Source organism: Acidovorax sp. NPDC077693 (assembly GCF_044542805.1).
GTDB lineage: Bacteria > Pseudomonadota > Gammaproteobacteria > Burkholderiales > Burkholderiaceae_C > Acidovorax.
On sequence record NZ_JBITVD010000009.1, the window covers coordinates 51240 to 68943 of the forward strand.

The following is a 17704-nucleotide window of genomic DNA, read 5'->3' on the forward strand; positions in this document are numbered from 1 at the left end:
CGCTGGCGGGTGGCTGGCGCGCGCGGTGCTCATGATTGGGTGTCTCCGTTCTGGCCGCGGGCCGTCAGCGCCGCCCAGGGTTTGGAGCTTTCGCCTGCGCGGTAGATGGCCACGGTGGCGATCACGGCGCCCATCACTTCCATCAGCAAGATGGCGGGCAGGGCCACGCCAGCGATCACATGGCCGGTGGAGGGCGAGGCCAGGACGAACTGCGAGGCGATGAGCAGCGCGATGGAGGACATCGGCGTCATCGCGCAGCCCACCCACAGCGCCTGCTTCCAGCTGGCGCCACTGCCCACGTTGCCCAGCGCCACGCCCGTGGCCTTGGCCACCAGGCGCACGGCGATCAGCGCCAGCACCACGCCGGCCACGGGGGCGCTCCAGTCGGCCTGCGCGGCCACGGTGGAGACCAGCACGAACATCAGCATGGTGAGCAGCGACGACGCGTTGCCCAGCTGGCGCGGCCAGGCCCAGGGCCGGGGGTTGAGCTGCTTGAGCAGCATGCCGCCCAGCAGCGCTGCCAGCGGCGCGGAGCCGCCCATGTGCGCGGCCACGGCCGTGCCGGCCGCCACCAGCGCCAGGAACAGCATGGAGGTGTTCTCGCTCGTTGGGCTCATCACGCGCAGCGCCATGCGCAGCACCAGCGCCAGCACGGCAGCCACGACGATGGAGACGCCCAGCACCACCACGACGGGCGACATGGTCTCCATCAGGGTGAGGCCCTGGCGGTTGATGAGCTCGGCCTTGGCGCTGCCCAGCGTCAGCGCATACAGCGTGGACAGGGTGGTGAGCACGATGGCGCGTTCCGTCACCGGGCCGGCAGCGCGGGTGTCGGCCACCACGCGGGTCAGCACCGCGGGCGACGCGGCCAGCGCCACCAGGGCCAGCGGTCCGGCCACCTGCGTGGGCAGGTTGAGCCACACCAGCACCCAGTACACGGCGAAGTAGGTGAACACCGATTCGGCGATGCTCTGCACCAGCACCATGGGGTTGTGGCGGAACCAGCGCAGCGGAATGCGGCCGCCGCACTCGAACAGCACGATGGCAATGCCCAGCTCCAGGAGGAACAGGCCGATGCCTTGCAGCGGCCACACGGCGCCGCTGAAGCCGGCCAGCCCCGCGGCGGTGCCGACGAGCGAGTAGCCCAATACCTTGGGCAGACCGGTGTGGCGCTGGGTGAGATAGCCTGCCATGGCCGCCACTGCCAGCAGCAGTGACCACTGGACCGTCGGCAACCCGGCCGAGGGGCGCAGCCACTGCGCCCAGAAGGTCAGGATTTCATTCATGTCTGGAACCTCTGCGTCAGGCGGGGACGGGCCCCGCCGGGAGTGAAGAAGCGGGTGCGCAGAAACCCTGAAAAATCAGGGACGCACCAGCGTTGCCTGAATTTACAGGCCGAAACATCCCGTCCATGTAGGACAGGGGCGGGGCTTGCCGCTGCCGCCGGGCCCGTCTTTCCGGGTCTCTCGTCAGGCTGTGCGGCGGGCGGGCACGAAAAAGCTCAGGGGCGCGGTGCGCAGGCGCACGCGGATCGCTCTGTAGATGTGCGAGCGGTCCACGCCGCTCACGTTCTGCGCCCGCAGCGCCAGGCTGAAGGCGAGGTAGAAACTCACCGTCACGTTGAGCGCACCGAGCAGCGGCAGCGATGCCACCGCCCACCAGAAGGCCGGCATGTGCAACACGCCGATCCCCAGCGTCGCACTGGCCGCAGCCACCTGGCCCGTGGACAGTGTGACATGGCGCACATCCAGGCCCAGCCCGAAAAACCCTGCGAAGGCAGGGACGAGACCGAGCATGAACCCCAGCGAGATGTTGGCCGCGAAGCCCGACAGGTTCTCGCGCAGGAAGCGCGCCCACCGCGCCGCGCGCTCGGCGCCCAGCCAGCGGGTGATGCGCGGGTTGTAGTGCAGCGCGGAGTCCAGCCGGTTGAGCACGAACCAGTTCTCGGCCCAGCCGGCGATGATGCTCGACGCGAACAGCAGCACGCCGGTGAAGGCCGCGAAGAACAGCGACGGCCCGAGCAGGTGCAGGGATTCGAACACATGCAGGGCCTGCTTCTCGCTGATGGCCGGTGCGCCCGTGGCCAGCGCGATGGCCGTGGCCAGCAGCAGCACCGCCGGGAAGACCACCAGCACATTGCCCAGCACGGCGGCCACCTGGGAGCGCACCAGGTGCGTGATCTCGTCGACGAAGGATTCGATGGCACCGCTGGCGTCCAGCTCCTTGAGCTTGGCGGCCATGGCGGGTGCGGTCATCGCGGGCTGCTTGGTGGCCACCGTCAGGTGCAGCAGCTGGATCAGCACGAAGGTGACGGCGTAGTTCACCCCCGCGATGAAGCCGCCCCAGAAGGCCGACAGCGCCAGGGCATGCAGCCCGAACTTCACCAGCGTGGTGACGGACATCAGCGCGCCGCCGCCTGCGGCCTTGCCCACCATGGACCGGTAGTCGGCCGCGTTGCGGGTGATGTAGTGCTCGCCGGTTTCCGCGCTGCGCTCGGCCACCTTGGCCGCCAGCAGCGACGAGTTGGAGGCCAGCAGCGCGCGCAGGCTGCGCCGCTCCTGCCCCACCATCACCAGGTGGGCCAGCAGGCGCGCCGCGGTGACCGGGGGCTTGGGCGAGAGCAGGCAGTCCAGCAGCTCGCGCACGCGCAGGATGCGCTCGCGCAGCTGCCGCAGGCGAAACACCAGGCCGACCGAAATGCCGTTGTCTTCGAAATGCGTGTACACGGTGGAGGCCGCCGCGCGGCACGCTTCGAGCCGCTCGCGCAGGCGCTGGGCGGCGTCGTTCAGGCGGTCGGGCGTGCGCAGCGCCAGCAACACTTCCACGCGCAGGCTCTCCACATCGTGGATCAGCGCATGAAAAGGCTGGGCATCGCGCGCGGATTCGCTCATGCGCAGGCGCAGCTCCGGCGCAAAACCGGTCGACAGGATCTGGCCGGCGCAGTAGGTGATGGCATCGAGCAGCGCCTTGTGCCAGCGCGAGGGCCCGGTGTGGGCATCGGGGTCCGCGGGCGCGAGCAAGGCCACCAGGCGGGCGAGCTGCGCTTCGTCCAGCGCCAGCAGCCACTGGGCATCGAACTCCCCGGGCAGCGCCAGCATGAAGAGCTCGGACGCATCGATGGTCTCGGGGCTGCCCGGCAGGAACTTGGTGCGCAGGCGCTCGGAGATCTCGCTGACCAGCGCGGTGCGCGGCGCAAAGCCGAAGTCGGCCAGCAGCGTGGTGACGTCCACCTGGTCCACCAGCGTGGCCCACCAGGCGCGCAGCCGCAGCTGCACGTCCGGCCGCGTTTCGACAGCATCGAGGAAGAGCTGCACCCGGCCCACGGCGGCAGGGATGGAGTCGCTCTTGCCGCGCACCCAGTCCAGCAGGTGGATGAGCCACAGGTGGCGGTGGGCCAGGTCGGCGGCCGGGTCCAGCCGGGCCAGCAGCCCGGGCAGATCGTGGGCGGGATGGGGTTGTTTCTTCATCGCCATGCTCCGCGCAGGGGCGAAGCCCCCACACCGTGGGGAGCGCGAGGGGCTGCGCTCAATGCAGCACCCGACCGGTCAGCGGCTGGCCTGCGGGCCCGTGGCCCAGCGCCTCCAGCATGAACAGCGGGACGGTTGCGTCGAAGGGCTCGCCTTCTTCGCCCACGCAATGGAAGGTGCCATGCATGGTGCCGCTGGCCGTGCGCAGGCGGCATCCGCTGGTGTACTGGAAGGATTCGCCCGGCTTGAGCAGCGGCTGGTGTCCCACCACCCCCAGGCCCTTGACCTCTTCGGTGTGGCCGCGCGAATCGCTGATGATCCAGTGGCGTGCAATGAGCTGGGCCGGCGTGTCGCCGGCATTGGTGATCGTGATCGTGTAGGCGAAGCTGAACACCCCGGTGTCCGGCGCGGACTGCTCGGGCAGGTACTCGGGCAGCACTGTCACGTCAAACTGGTACTTTGGCATGGCGGAATGGTAACCGTGGCGGCCCTTAAAACCCGCGGAAACATCCCGCACATCGCCACAGGCCGCCCGCTTTGAGACAATCGGGGCATGAGCCGCACATTCCAAATCGCCCCCTCGATCCTCTCTGCCGACTTTGCCCGCCTGGGCGAAGAAGTGCGCAACGTCATTGCCGCCGGCGCGGACTGGATCCATTTCGACGTGATGGACAACCATTACGTGCCCAACCTCACCTTCGGCCCGATGATCTGCCAGGCCCTGAAGCCCCATTCCAAGACGGCCGATGGCGTGGCCGTGCCGATCGACGTGCACCTGATGATCCAGCCGGTGGACGCGCTGGCCGCCGCGTTTGCCGATGCGGGTGCCGACTACATCAGCTTTCACCCCGATGCCTCGGGCCATGTGCACCGCAGCATCCAGGCCATCCGCTCCAAAGGCGTGAAGGCCGGCCTCGTGTTCAACCCCGCGGCGCCACTGGACGTGCTGGACTGGGTGATCGACGACATCGACCTGATCCTGATCATGAGCGTGAACCCCGGCTTTGGCGGCCAGAGCTTCATCGACTCGGCCCTGCGCAAGATCGAGGACGTGCGCCGCCGCATCGATGCGACGGGCAAGGACATTCGGCTGGAAGTGGATGGCGGCATCAAGACCGACAACATCCGCCGCGTGGCGGATGCCGGGGCCGATACCTTCGTGGCTGGCAGCGCCATTTTCGGCAAGCCAGACTACAAGGGTGTCATCGACGCGATGCGTGACGCGTTGGCCAAGCCCTGAGGCGCTGAGCGCCTTCGCCCATGGGGGACACACCCGTTGGCCTGGCATCGCCAGGTCCACGAGTGCGAGGGTCCCGGCGCGCGCCCGCTGCGGCGGGCGTTTGCTATTTTATTGATAGCTGTTGGCGCTGATTGGGCAAGCGGTGGTGCCCATTTTCATTCGGTTTCATGGAGCGCCGGAGCGCTTACTTGGCCGGGATCACCGTGGTGGTGACCGATTCACGCAGCACGCCACCGCCGGACACGGAGCCGCTCACCGACGACGACTGGGTGCGGCGCACGCACTCGGCCTGCTCGGCTGCCGTCTGGAAGGCCTCGCAGCGCTGGGTGGTGTTCTCCGAAGCGGCCGGGCCGGGGTTGCTCAGCTGGCCCTTGCGCGATGCGTCCAGCGCGTTGTTGGCTTCACGCAGGCAGGTCGCCAGCGAATCCTGGGTGTTGTTCGTCATGCACTTTTCGCGCTCTTGCTCGTAGCGGGCACGGGCGTCGCCCGAAGGGGCGGGGGCCTGTGCCATGGCCGAAGCGGAAGCTGCCAGCAGGACAGCGGTGATGAAAGCGAAGCGGGGCATGAGAAGGTCTCCTTGCGCGGTTGTGACAGGGCGCACCTGGGTGCAGTGCAATCCTGCAGCGTAGGGCGCGTGCCTTTGCACCGCTGTCGGACGGCACGCCCCGCCGCCGTGCGCGCAGGTGCCTTCTCTGCCACCGGGGCGGGTGTGCGAAACCGGCCTCAGCCCAGGCGCTGGAAGGTCAATGTGAACGCCACGCCGTCCTCCGTATTGCGCGCATTGACGGTGCCGCCCATCTTGGCCATGTAGGTCTTGGCCACGAACAGGCCCTGGCCCCGGTGCTCCGAGCCGCCCGGCGGTACGGGCAGGCTGGGGTCGGACACGCCCAGCTCGAAAATGCGCCCGAGCAAGTCCTCTTCGATGGTGGAGCCCTGGTTGTGCAGCGTGGCGCTGGCCGTGGACTCCGACGCCTTGAGCGTGAGCGTGATCGCGGTGCCCGCCGGGCGGTAGCGGTCTGCGTTGCCCAGTATGTGGGTCACCACGTCCTCCAGCGCGAACTCATCGGCGCGCACGACCACCGGGCCCGTGCCGCCCTGGTAGACCACGTTGCCGATGCCCGCGAAATGCGCGTTGTCGGCCACGTGGCGCAAGAAGGCGTCCAGGTCCAGCCGGCCCTGCGGCAGGTCGGCAGCCTGCAGCGCCTCGGCCGGTGAGGCCGTGCCGTACAGCACGTGCACGGCCTGCTGCATGCGCTGCACGTAGCGGTGCCCCGGGTCGCCAGGCCCGCCGTGCAGCACCATGAGCGACTGCAGCGGCGACATGATCTCGTGGCCCACGGCGTGCCACATGTCGCGCTCCTGCTGGGCGCGCAGCTGTTCGCGCTGGATGTCGTCCTTCACGCGCTGCAGCAGGTCGGCCAGGCCGCCAGCCAGAATGCCCAGCTCGTCCGAACCGCGCAGGTCCGACACATCCAGGTCGCCCAGGCGCGGGCCGATGTGGCCGTCCTGCACGTTGTACGAGACGGCGGCCGCGCGCCGCGTCAGCGCGGTCACGCGCCGCAGCAGGCCGACTTCCACCGCCAGCCAGGCCAGCGCGATGGCTGCGAGCATCGCCCCCAGGTACCACGACATGCGCGTGGCCACGACCGCCAGGCCTTGCTCCACGCCACGCAGGTTGCCGGTGAAGGTGACGGCGTAGTTGCCCAGCGGTGTGTCGAGAATGTCGAGCCCTGCGGGCACCTCCTGCACCTTGGCTTCACCCGGGCCCTGCAGGTCCAGCGGCAGCCAGCTGATCAGGCGGATCAGCCACGGCGCCGTCGGTCCCGCCTCGACTTCGGTGCCGCGCAGCGTGAGGGCGTCCTGCTCGCTGCTGCCCAGCTTGCGGATCTGCACCTTCTCGCCCGGCAGCAGCGAACGGGCCACGTCGGCCAGCGACGCGGCGGGCTGCGCGCCGGGCGTGTTGCTGTCGAACAGCGCAGGCGTGCGGGTGGGGCCGCTGCCGGCGTCGGCCGCAGGGCCCAGCATCTCCACCCGCACGCGCATGCTGCCCAGGTCCTCGGGCGGCCAGACCAGCGGTTGCTTGCCGAACAGCGCCTCGCGAAACAGCTCCACGGGCAGGCGGATCGAATAGAACGTGCGGCGCAGGCAGCCGGGCGCGGTGCCCGCCGGGTCGCGGCACGCATTGCTTTGCCACAGCCAGCCGCGGAAGTCGCGCACCGGGCGCGCGCGCACGTCGAGCGTCTCTTCGCCCACGTCCGCAAAGCCGGTCAGCCGGCCGCGGGTCTGGATGCTGCCTTGCGGGGGCAGCGCCTCGAACGGCGCCACCCAGCGCGACGTGGTGCCGCGCATGTCCAGCGTCACCCGGGCGCGGTGCACGGCGGCCAGGTCCAGCGCGCCGCGTTCGCGCGCCACCAGCTCGCCCGCATAAAAGCTGCCCACGAGGTAGATGAAGCCGCCCGCATAGGGGTTGTTGCCGATGGCCGCGCAGGCCGAGGCGCCGTCCGGGTACTGCACCGCGCAGCCCGCCATCTCCACCGCCTGCTGGGCCTTGTTCTGGTCGTCGAAGTCGATGGCGGCGTAGGGCAGCAGCAGCGGCGCCAGCGGCGTGGCGCCCTGGCCCTGGATGTGTGCGTTCAGCAGCGCCAACTGGCCGGACGGGTGACGCAGGCGTGCCATCACTTCGGACTGGCTGCGCTTGAAGCCGTTCTGGTAGCTCTGCCAGGCGCGCTCCTTTTCCTCCTTGAGCAGCACCACGCTGAGCGCCACCGTGGCCGCTGCCAGCAGCAGGAACACGCTGCGCACGAGGATGCGCAGGCGAAACGCCGGCAGGCCCAGGCGGGGCATCTCGAGCCGCGGCATCTCCAGCGCCGGGCGCCGCAGCAGGCGCTTCATTGCCAGCTCCCCCCATCAAAGGCACTTGGCACGGCAGATGGCGAATGAACAGGGCGTGGCCTGGACCAGGGTCGCCGCGCAAGGGTCGCCAAGCTGCCCGGGCGGCGCTTAGCTTGCGGGCGCTGGCGACGTCCCACTTCCCGAATGGCGCAGCCAGTCGAGAGAAGGGGGAAGCGGCGAAGCCGCTCAGGGGGATGCTTCACTGCCTTACCCAACGGAAGCCGCGCATGGGGACGTTCTCGATGCCTTCGAATGACGGATCGACCTCGCGCAGCGCCTCGCGGATGGTGCTCACATGCTTGCGCACGTTGTCGCGGTTGCGGCCGCTCTTGACCACATCGAACAGCTCGTCGTACGACACGACCTCGCCGCTGCGCTGGTGCAGCGTGGCCAGGATGCGCTGGGCGGTGAGCGGCAGGTTGATGCGCTCGCCGCGCCAGGTGGGGGTGCGCTGCCACAGCGGGTCGAGCACCAGCGCGTCGCCTGGCGCCGCAGCGGGCGCGGCCTGGGCGGGGGCGGTCTGCGTGGTGCGCAGGATGTCGAGAAAGGTCTCGATGAAGTCGGCCTCTTCGAAGGTCGTCTTCTGCAGGTAGTCCCACGCGTCCAGCGCTTTCATGATGCTGCGGTAGATGGCCGCGGGCATGGCCGACACCACCAGCACGGGCGTGCCCTGGCCGAGCTTGTTGATCGCGTTGATGAGCGCCACGCCCGCATGGCGCTCGCGCCCCAGTTCGATGTCCAGCACCACAGCGTCGTAGTGCTCGCGCGCCAGGGCGGCTTCGGCGTCGTCGCGGGTGAACCACTGGTCGATCACGATGCCGCTCTTCGCACTGGCAATCCAGCCGGCCAGCTGGTTGCTGGTGGGCAGGTCGTCTTCGATCACGGCGATGCGTGCCATGCGTGCGTTGAGGGTCATGAAAGCGCTTTGCAGTGGTGGTGGCCGGATTATCCCGGCGCGCCACCGGGGGCGGTGTGAGTTTTTCTTCCGGGGCCGGAGCATTCGCTCGGCCGGCGGGCGGACTCTGGGCTGTGGTGCGCGTTGTTGCTTCCGGGTGTTCCCCGAAGAATCACCTACCAATGAACAGCCCGCAGGTTGTTCAGGCCAAGACAACAAATTCAACCCGTCCGAGAGAGAGAAAAACCATGAAATTCACCTGGAACCGCATCGTCCAAGCCCTGCGCGGCCGCTCCGCCGCCACGCCCTCCGCCGCCGCTGACGCAGCCCTGGACGCTCAGTACGACAGCGCGATGGGGGCCGCAGCGGCCAATCCCTGGGCTGCCGAAGACCGCCGCCCCCTCCGCTGGGCCTATTTGCTGCCCACGGCACGCACCGTGCGTTGGCTGGCCCTGGGTGCTGTGGTGGTCGCTGCGGGCGTGGCAGTGGTACGCAACCCGCCGGTGCGCCATCTGGACCAGGGCGAGCTGGGCCTGCGCACGAACCAGTTCACCGGCTCGGTCACCCAGTGGCGCGACGGTGGCGTGTGGGTGCTGCCCGGCGTGCACAGCGTGCGGGTGCTCTCTCTGCGCGACCAGAGCTACCGCCCTGAAGCCATGCGCCAGGCCACCGGCAGCGCGCCCCTGCAGTCGGTGGAAGGCCTGTCGTTCGGCCTGGATCTGAGCGTGCGCTACGCGCTGGACCCGGCCTCCAACGCCGTGAAGTCCGGCAACCTGCCCGACGATGTGGATGGCGACGTCGTGGCCCCGGCGGTGCAGGGCCTGGTCTACAAGGTGTTCGCCCGCTACACGGTGCGGGAGATCTTCTCGTCCAAGCGTGCCGAGATCGCACAGATCATCGAGACCGAGCTGCGCACCCGCCTCGCGGCCGATGGCGTGGTGCTGCGCAGCGTGCAGATCGGCAAGGTCGACCTGCCCGCCGAATACCGCCGCGGCATGGACAGCCTGCTGGCCGAAGAGCTGGCCTCCGAGAAGATGCGCTACACGCTGGAGCTCAAGGACAAGCGCGTGAAGGAAACCGAGCTCGACGCATCGGCAGACAAGGTCCGCCGCGAAGTGGCCGCCGAAGCCGCAGCGCGCGAACAGGTGATCGCCGCGCGCGCCCAGGAAGAAGCCATGAAGCACGTGCTGCCCTTCAAGCAGCGCCAGATCGAGCAGCGCCAGCTGGAAGCCGAAGCCGAGCGCGTGGCCCGTGTGAAGGCCGCCGAAGGCAACGCCCAGGCCCGCCGCATCGAGGCCAACGGCGAAGCCGACGCCCGCCAGAAGCTGGCCGAAGCCGAGGCCTACCGCATGGACCGCATCGGCAAGGTGAACGCCGAGCAGATGGCCCGCGAAGGCGCCTTGGTCACGCGCCACCCGCTGCTCATCCAGAAGACGCTGGCCGACAAGCTCTCGGACAAGATCCAGGTCATCATCGCGCCGCCGCCCACCAATGGCGACTTCATCGGTGCAGCGCTGCTGGGCGGCAACCGCAATGCCCAGGCCGCTGCAGCCCAGGCTGTTGCAGGCTCCGGCGCCGACGACGCATCCGCCACCCCCGCCACGGAGCAATGAACATGTTGCGCACTCTCTTCACGCTCATCACGGCCATCGCTTCGGCGGCCACCACGGTGGCCACCGCTGCCACCGCCAGCGTGCCCACCGGCGCAGCGGCCAGCGCATCCATCAGCGCACCTGCCAGCGACTTCGGCAGTGCCATCGTGGTGCAGGACCAGGCCAGCCTGCGTGCCGCGCCGCGCGACTCGGCCCAGCAGCAGACGCTGCTGTGGCAGGGCGAGGTGCTGGAAGTGCGTGGCGAGCGCATGGACTACCTGCAGGTGTGGGACCACAAGCGCGAGCGCGGCGGGTTCATCCGGGCCAGCGACGTGCGCCGGGTCTCGCTGACCGAGGCCGACGGCCCTGCGCTGCTGTCGGTGCTGCGCTTCGTGCGGGACACGCCCGGCTCCGAAGCGCTGGGCATCGGCCTGACCGCCGCCTACCTGCAGGCAGCGCCTGCGGCAGCGCTATCGGGCGAGCGCGGTGCGCAGGCCCTGGATGCCCTGGGCACGTTCGCCGACCGGCTGGCGCGCAGGGCATCGCTGGCACCGTCGGGCACGGCGGCAGGCAAGGCCAACGGCGCCACGCTGTCCGCACATCTCGACGTAGCCAACGGCTACGGCGTGCGGTTCACCACCTACGAGGTCGAAGGCCGCATGCAGATCTGCTACGACGGCGAGGCCTTCCGCCGCGTGCTGGCCATGCCCTCGGCCGATGCCGACCAGCGTGCCCGTGCGGCGCTGGCGCTCACGCGGCCCGAATGCACCAACCCCGACCTGCCCGCCCACGAGCGCGCCAAGCTGCAGGACTGGCAGGCCCAGTTGCTGGAAAAAGTCGACGTGGCCGGCCTGCCCAGCTACCTGCGCAACCGGGTGCAGATGCGCCGGGCGGGGCTGTGGAGCGCCGTGGCCTTCCAGCAGGCGCGCAAGGACGGCGGCCCCGCCGCGGGCGCTGCTGCATCGCGGGCCCTGGCGGAGTTTGCGGGCGTGAGCCGCAACGATTTGCCCGACGAAGACCAGGTTGCGTACAACGACGCCGCCATGCGCGTGAGCGCGGTGCGCTGGGCGCTGGTACCCGCCGCCGCACCCGTGGCCGATGCCAAGCGGCCCGCCGTGGTGGTGCAGCCGGGTGTGCCCGGCGAGAGCTGCGTGCTGCTGGTGGACGCGCAGCATGGCGCCAAAGACCCGCTGGTGCGCCGCTGCACCTACGGCGTGGTCTGGGCGGCGTCCGCCACCGTCAACCGCGAAGGCAGTGCCGTGGCCCTGGCCGTGCAGCCGCTCGAAGGCTGGCGCGAGCTGTGGGTGATGCGCAAGGCGGGCGATGCCTGGGTGGTGGACGTGCTGCCCCCTGCAGCCACGTTGCCCGAAACCGGCTATGCCGAATTCGCCGGCTGGGTCCCCGGCGGCCAGCAGATGCTGGTGGCCCGCGAGGCGCGCGGCCAGGGCCGCTACCGCAAGAGCTTCGAGGTGGTCCGCATCGACGGCCTGGCCACCGAACGGGTGACGGGTGACGTCGCATCGCTGCCCTTGTTCCAGCGCTGGCAGGACGCAGGCTGGAAGCGCCAGACGCTGAGCCTGCGTTGAACGCAACGCTCCCCTGCTGATGCTCAGCGGGGGAGCGGGCGTTTCTACAGCCGGCTGTAGCAGGCCGACGCCGGCAGGGTGTCGAGCGCTGCGGCCACACGGGCCAGGGTCGGCAGGATGGACGGGTTTTCATCCCCCAGCAGGCACAGCGTGTTCTCGCCGCGCTTGGCCCAGATGGCCTGGCTGGTCAGGCCCGTGATCTGCCGGAACGTGCCCCAGTTGGCCGCCACGCTGGCGTTGGACTCGGAGCGAGAGAACGCCACCTGGCCCAGCGACGTGCCGCCCAGCACCGTGCCGGCACCCGAACACTGGCTGTTGCCAAAGAGCCGCAAGCCCTGCACGTGCGAGAGGGTGGTGCCGTTGACCTGCACGGGGCGCAGGTAGTTGCGGGCCCACTGGCCGCCGCCCGCGGCCACGCAGCTGTTTTGCTGCCACTCGCCCAGCAGGCCGGCGATCCCCGCGGTGATGACCGGGCCCGTGTCGCCACCGCCCGTGCCGGCCGCGCAGTTCACCTGCACATCGGCGACGGGCGCCGTGGCGGTGCCGCTGCCGTTGGCCACCTTGCAGTTTTGCCCGGCCGGTTGTGTGGCGACTTCGACCCGGTAGCCGGTGGACGGCTGGGCGAACTGGAAAGCACCGTTGGCGTTGATGCGCAAGGCATCGCCGCCGTTGTTGTTGAGCACCAGCTCGGTGTTGGCGGCCAGCCCGGTCACCGTGCCGCCGATGGCATGGGGCGCCGCGCCGCCGGTATCGTCGTCGCCCCCTCCACCGCAAGCGGTGAGCAGGGCGGCGATGCAGGCGACCACGGTCAGGCGTGGCATGAAAGGAAAGGTGGCAGGTGCAGTGCGCAAAGTGAAACTCCCCAATGAATGGCTTCACGCACAGCGCATGAAGTGGGGCGATTGCAGCGCACAGGCCCTGCGGCTTGAACTGGCTGTTCTTACAGGCCGACCAGCCCCTGCATGAGCGCCTTGACGATGGCATGCTGCCGGCTGTGGCAGCCCAGCTTGGCCATCGCATTGCTGAGGTGAAAATTCACCGTGCGCTCGGCGATGTTCAGCACCAGTCCGATCTCCCACGACGTCTTGCCCGCAGCCGCCCACTGCAGGCATTCGCATTCGCGCCGCGTGAGAACCGGCTCCTGCTCGGCGTTCGCACGCAACATGCGCAGCACCGCCTCGTGCGCATGCGCCGCCAGTGCAGGTATCAAGGGCGCCGTGTGCAGCACCAGGTCCTGGGCCTCGGCCACGGGCACATGGCGCAAGCTCAGGCACAGCAGGCTGAAGCGCCCATCCATGCTGTGCGTGGGCGCGTAGATGCCCGCGCGCACGCCGAAGTCGTGGGCCTCCTGCATCATCTGCGCGGCGCGGGGGTGGTCGTACAAGTCGGCGCTGCTCCAGCGCTGCGGGGTGGTGTGGCGCGCGCAGTGGTGCACGCGCGGGTCGACCTTGTAGTAGTTCTTCTTCAGGTAGTGGCTGTGCCACTTGTCGGAGATCACCGAGGTCGAGTCGACATGCAGCCCGCCCTGGCGCGAGTAGCTTTGCAGGCCCTGCACGATGCTGTCGTAACCCAGTGCCTGGCCGACGCTCGACAGCAACTGCGTGAGCTCCTGCGGCGTGCGCACGCTGTGGAATTGCTCCAGGGAGTGAAGGTAGCGGGGCAGCGTGAGCATGGCCGGTGTTCTATCCAATCGCAACGAAGCACGCACCTGGCAGATCTGACAGGGCGCATCCGAATCGTAGTCTTTCTGGCGGTGAGCGGGGCGCCATCCTGGGCAGTGGCCGCCAGCGCATGGCGTCGCCGTGTGTGCTGTCTGCGCCTCGGCACGTCCCACCCATGCAGAGCCCCAGTACCGCAGATCCTGCTGCCCCGAGCCTGCCATGCGGCGCTGGCGCCTCCAGTCCAGATGGCGGCCTACACACCCCGACCGCTGTCCGCCTACGCGCTGGTGCCCGGCGGTCGGCGAGCCTACGGGCAACCAAAACGGAATGGTCCGGTTTGAAACTGGCTGTTCAGCCGTCGTCCATGCAAAGCCTTCAATACCAATGCTTTTCGAGCCAGTTGCTGGTCTGCGATAGCTTTCGGGCGTTGACTTCGTGCCAGAAGTCCTGCCCCCGGGCCGTCTCGGCCGCCAAAGCGCAGCAAGTGCTGTCGGGCTCCACAGCCACACCTGCAGAGGCTGCGTCTGTTTCGGCCGGCGACGCCAAGCCGGTGATTCCCCTGCACGGGTAGCAAAGCCGGCGGCTCAGTCCGCGTGGGGTGTCCGAGGGCCGCGCCCCGTTACCATCCAAGGCATTTTTTACTTCATCGTGCTGCCTTGAACTTCCTTCCCCTGAACCAGAAACAACTGGACGCCGCCATCGTCGATCTGGACGGCACCATGGTCGACACCATGGGTGACTTTGCCGAGGCCATCAACCGCATGCTGCGCGATCTGGACCTGCTGTCCATCGAGGCTGCGCGCATCGAGCCCATGGTGGGCAAGGGCTCGGAGAACCTGCTGCGTTCGGTGCTTCAGCACGTCCTTGCGCAGGATGACAAAGCGCAGGCTGCGATCCAAATCGATGCGCTGTACCCCGCTGCGTGGGATAGCTACCAGCGGCACTACCTCGCCATCAATGGCCAGTACTCGGCAGTCTACTCGGGCGTGGTGGATGGTCTGCAGGCGTTGCGCGCCGCCGGTCTGCGCCTGGCCTGCCTGACCAACAAGCCCACGGACTTCGCCGTGCCGCTGCTCCAGGCCAAGGGGCTCGACGGCTTCTTCGACCATGTGTTCGGCGGCGATGCATTCGAGCGCAAGAAGCCCGACCCCTTGCCGCTGCTCAAGACCTGCGAGGCCCTCGGTACCGTACCGGCGCGCACGCTGATGGTGGGCGACTCCAGCAACGACGCGCAGGCCGCACGCGCGGCGGGCTGCCCTGTGGTGCTGGTGACCTACGGCTACAACCATGGCCAGCCGGTGCGCGGCGTGGATGCCGACGGTTTTGTGGATTCCCTGGCCGCGCTGCGCTAGCGTCTTTCGATCCTCAATGCCCGCGCCCGGTGATCGATCCGGGCTGCTGGGCCAGCCAGCGTCACGCCGGGAGTTGCCGCGGCGCAGCGCCGCTGCGGTAGCCCAGGCGGGCGCCGCCCGAAGGTGTCGAGGGGTCTGCAGTGGCCGACCGCGTGGACGCTCCCGAAGTGCCCGAAGTGCCCGAAGTGCCCGAAGTGCCCGAAGCACCCGGCGCCAGGCGGAACACCGCCACCGCATCCACCAGCAGCCCTGCCTGCGTCTTGAGGCTGTCGGCCGCTGCAGCGCTTTGCTCCACCAGCGCCGCGTTCTGCTGCGTGGTCTGGTCCATCTGCGTGATGGCTTCCCCCACTTGGGACACGCCCTGGCTCTGCTCGCCGCTGGCCGCGCTGATCTCGCCCATGATGTCCGTCACGCGGCGGATGGCGCTGACCACCTCGGTCATGGTGGCGCCGGCCTTGTCCACCAGCACGGTGCCGCGCTCCACGCGCTCCACGCTGGTGCTGATCAGGGCCTTGATCTCCTTGGCGGCCTCGGCGCTGCGCCCGGCCAGGCTGCGCACCTCGCTGGCCACCACCGCAAAGCCCCGGCCCTGCTCGCCTGCGCGGGCGGCTTCGACCGCGGCGTTCAGCGCCAGGATGTTGGTCTGGAACGCGATGCTGTCGATCACGCTGATGATGTCGGCGATCTTCTTGCTGCTGTCGTTGATGCCCTTCATGGTGTCCACGACTTCAGCCACGACATTGCCGCCCTGCACGGCCACGGTCGACGCGGTCATGGCCAGCTGGTTGGCCTGGCGCGCGTTGTCCGCGTTCTGGCTGACGGTGGAGCCCAGCTCTTCCATGGACGCGGCCGTCTGCTGCAGGGCCGACGCCTGCTGCTCGGTGCGCGCCGACAAATCGTTGTTGCCCGAGGCAATCTCCGCGCTGGCCGTGGCCACGCCTTCGGCGCTGTGGCGCACGTTGCCCACGATGGTGGCCAGGCGGGCCTGCATGGTGGCCAGGGCCTGCAGCAGTTGCCCGGTCTCGTCGTTGCGGCCGGTGTCGATGGGGTGGGTCAGGTCGCCGTCGGCGATGTTCTCGGCGGCGCGCTGGCCGCGCTGCACCGGCCGCACGATGGAGCGGGTGACGGTGAAGGCCAGCAGCGCGCCCAGCGCCACGGCCACCAGCGTGCCCACGCCCAGCAGCACCTGGCTGGCCGTGGCCAGCGTGCCGGTGTCGGCCTGGCCCTCGGCCAGTTGCGTGGCCATGGCCTTGCGCAGGTCGTCCAGGGCCTTGAGGTATTTGTCCGCCAGCGGCCGCAGGTCCTTGTCCACGAGGGCCGGCACATTGGGCTCGCCGCCGCGGTGCAGTTCGCGGATCTCGGTCAGCTTGTCGTTGTAGGCCGTGCGGGCCGTGGCGATGGCCGCCAGCAGCGTGCGTGCCTGCTCGCCCTGCGCCAGCGCCTCGATGCGCTGCACCTTGGTGTCCATGCCCTTGGCGGTGGCCGTGGTGTCGGCCGTGAGCTTGTCCATGTAGTCGCGGTCGATAGCCTTGAGGAAGGCTTCGGTGCGCACCCAGTTCAGCCGGATGTCGGCCGCCCAGTCTTCCACCAGCAGTTGCTGTTCGATCTCCTGCGTGGCCACGCGCTCGCTCGCGCGGTGCAGGCTGCCGATGCGCCACATGCCCATGGCGGCGATGAGCGCGGTGATGAGCAAGATGGCGGCGAACGAGGCGCCCAGCCGCAGGCCGACGGAGAGGTTGCTGAATGTCATGGTGGTGTCCGGCGCAGAAGAGGTCGTCGTGAAAGGCGGGAGGTCGTTGCGTTGCAGACAGCTCGTTCCGGCGCGCGGGTAGCGGGGAGGAGGCTGCGGCCCGCCGCGCTGCAGGGGATGTGCAGTAGCGGGTCGGTGTAGGTCAGTACGGGTCCGTGGGTGGTGCGGCGCTGTAAAAAAACCCTGCATGAAGGTTACGCGCCGGCAGTGCCGGCATCTGTCGGCCGCGCGACAAGAAGTGGCCTCATCGCGTGGGGGTTTGCCCGGGGCTTGACCCGGACCCTCTGGCGTGCAGTCAGCCTGCGGGCTTGCCCAGCATGGCGTCCTTGAGCTTCCAGTCCGCGGGCGCATTGCCCAGCCAGATGCCCATCAGCGCGTTGAAGAATTCGGGCTCCTTGAAAGGCTCGCCCTGCGGCTCGCCCTTGACGGTGATCACGGTGCCGGTGCCCGGAATCCAGTCGATCATGAACTGGTCGCCCGCGCGCAGCTTCTTGTGCTCCGAGAAGATCTGGCTCATGCGCAGCACGCCCGGGATGAGCTTGGAGAACGCGGCCTTGTCCATGTTGTCCTCCATGCCGCGCGAGAACAGCTTGCCCAGCTCGGTGGAGTCGATCTCGCGCAGCATGGTGATGCTCACGCGCTTGGGACCCTTGAGGGCTGCGACTTCCTGCGGCGACTGCGCCTTCTTCTCCAGGTACAGGCCCGCGGTGTACACCTTGAACACGGCCTTGTAGCGCACGCCTGCGCCATTGAGCTGCAGCGTGCTGCCACTCACGGTCGCGGTCTCCGCGTATTTCACGTCGGCCACGGTCACGGGCTGGGCGATCGCGCTGGCCGCCAGTACCCAGGCAGCCAATGTCACCGCGCAACGCTTGCAGAACTTCATGCGCAACTCCTAAAAAAAGAACGGTCGTTCGTTTCAAATTGTTGCTGTGCTCGGCTTTTGCCGCAACAGGGTTTTCGATTGGTTGCGGCGTTGTAGGGAGGCCCGTCGAAAATGGATCGGCAAAAAACCTTTGCTACACTTTGGCCCATGTTCATTCACCACGTGTTCATCACAGGTTGCAGCGACCGGGGAGCCTGGCCCTGGCGTCCGCCTGTCTGCCTGAACGCCTGATGGCACCTGGGCTCTTGCCCCAGCGTGCACCCGTGGCCCTCGCCCTGCAGCCTGCAGCGGCAGGCCGACCGAATGGACCGTAGCGCCCCGTTGACCTATCTGCTTGCTGACAAAGCCGGGACACGCGCTGCGAAATGCTGGGAGCTCTCCCC

At 68.8% G+C, this 17704-nt stretch carries 14 protein-coding genes; 4 read left to right on the forward strand and 10 right to left on the reverse strand.

The window, feature by feature from the left end; genetic code table 11:
• Positions 1–29: 29 nt before the first annotated feature.
• The 3 genes from ACIGHN_RS13975 to apaG form a co-directional block, all read right to left on the reverse strand.
• A complete protein-coding gene (locus ACIGHN_RS13975) occupies positions 30–1286 on the reverse strand; it encodes a cation:proton antiporter (protein ID WP_056420467.1) in 1257 nt (418 codons plus the stop codon).
• A 183-nt stretch (positions 1287–1469) separates the two neighbouring features.
• Positions 1470–3467: a site-specific recombinase gene (locus tag ACIGHN_RS13980; RefSeq protein ID WP_396504873.1), complete on the reverse strand. Its 1998-nt coding sequence runs from the start codon at positions 3465–3467 to the stop codon at positions 1470–1472.
• 58 nt (positions 3468–3525) lie between these two features.
• Complete coding sequence (apaG, locus tag ACIGHN_RS13985) at positions 3526–3933, reverse strand: Co2+/Mg2+ efflux protein ApaG (RefSeq protein ID WP_056420460.1); 408 nt, start codon at positions 3931–3933, stop codon at positions 3526–3528.
• An 87-nt stretch (positions 3934–4020) separates the two neighbouring features.
• Between apaG and rpe the strand changes: the two genes are divergently transcribed.
• Positions 4021–4707 carry a ribulose-phosphate 3-epimerase gene (rpe, locus tag ACIGHN_RS13990; protein WP_056420457.1) on the forward strand — a complete coding sequence of 229 codons (687 nt, stop codon included), beginning with the start codon at positions 4021–4023 and terminating at the stop codon, positions 4705–4707.
• A gap of 184 nt (positions 4708–4891) precedes the next feature.
• Here rpe and ACIGHN_RS13995 read toward each other — a convergent pair whose 3' ends face one another.
• The 3 genes from ACIGHN_RS13995 to ACIGHN_RS14005 form a co-directional block, all read right to left on the reverse strand.
• On the reverse strand, positions 4892–5272 hold the full coding sequence (locus ACIGHN_RS13995; RefSeq protein WP_396504876.1) for a hypothetical protein: 381 nt from the start codon (positions 5270–5272) through the stop codon (positions 4892–4894).
• A 158-nt stretch (positions 5273–5430) separates the two neighbouring features.
• A complete protein-coding gene (locus ACIGHN_RS14000) occupies positions 5431–7599 on the reverse strand; it encodes a sensor histidine kinase (RefSeq protein WP_396504878.1) in 2169 nt (722 codons plus the stop codon).
• 199 nt (positions 7600–7798) lie between these two features.
• On the reverse strand, positions 7799–8497 hold the full coding sequence (locus ACIGHN_RS14005; RefSeq protein WP_056420647.1) for a response regulator transcription factor: 699 nt from the start codon (positions 8495–8497) through the stop codon (positions 7799–7801).
• Between the two features lie 245 nt (positions 8498–8742).
• Here ACIGHN_RS14005 and ACIGHN_RS14010 point away from each other — a divergent pair, with 245 nt between their 5' ends.
• On the forward strand, positions 8743–10107 hold the full coding sequence (locus ACIGHN_RS14010) for an SPFH domain-containing protein (RefSeq protein WP_396504880.1): 1365 nt from the start codon (positions 8743–8745) through the stop codon (positions 10105–10107).
• A gap of 2 nt (positions 10108–10109) precedes the next feature.
• Positions 10110–11672 (forward strand): hypothetical protein, encoded by a 1563-nt coding sequence (locus ACIGHN_RS14015; RefSeq protein ID WP_396504882.1) that lies wholly within the window; start codon positions 10110–10112, stop codon positions 11670–11672.
• Between the two features lie 44 nt (positions 11673–11716).
• On the opposite strand, the gene ACIGHN_RS14020 is transcribed toward ACIGHN_RS14015, so the two are convergent.
• Both ACIGHN_RS14020 and ACIGHN_RS14025 read right to left on the reverse strand, forming a co-directional pair.
• The gene (locus tag ACIGHN_RS14020) at positions 11717–12493 is read right to left on the reverse strand and encodes a hypothetical protein (RefSeq protein WP_056420445.1); all 777 of its coding nucleotides are present in this window, start codon (positions 12491–12493) and stop codon (positions 11717–11719) included.
• A 119-nt stretch (positions 12494–12612) separates the two neighbouring features.
• Entirely contained in the window at positions 12613–13344 is a 732-nt protein-coding gene (locus ACIGHN_RS14025; RefSeq protein ID WP_056420443.1) for a LuxR family transcriptional regulator, read from the reverse strand.
• Positions 13345–13989: 645 nt separating this feature from the next.
• On the opposite strand from ACIGHN_RS14025, the gene gph reads away from it, so the two are divergent.
• On the forward strand, positions 13990–14685 hold the full coding sequence (gene gph, locus ACIGHN_RS14030) for a phosphoglycolate phosphatase (RefSeq protein ID WP_396504884.1): 696 nt from the start codon (positions 13990–13992) through the stop codon (positions 14683–14685).
• A gap of 61 nt (positions 14686–14746) precedes the next feature.
• Here gph and ACIGHN_RS14035 read toward each other — a convergent pair whose 3' ends face one another.
• Together ACIGHN_RS14035 and ACIGHN_RS14040 are read right to left on the reverse strand one after the other, a co-directional pair.
• Complete coding sequence (locus ACIGHN_RS14035; protein WP_396504886.1) at positions 14747–16435, reverse strand: methyl-accepting chemotaxis protein; 1689 nt, start codon at positions 16433–16435, stop codon at positions 14747–14749.
• A 295-nt stretch (positions 16436–16730) separates the two neighbouring features.
• The gene (locus ACIGHN_RS14040) at positions 16731–17321 is read right to left on the reverse strand and encodes a chalcone isomerase family protein (RefSeq protein ID WP_056172460.1); all 591 of its coding nucleotides are present in this window, start codon (positions 17319–17321) and stop codon (positions 16731–16733) included.
• Between the last annotated feature and the right edge of the window lie 383 nt (positions 17322–17704).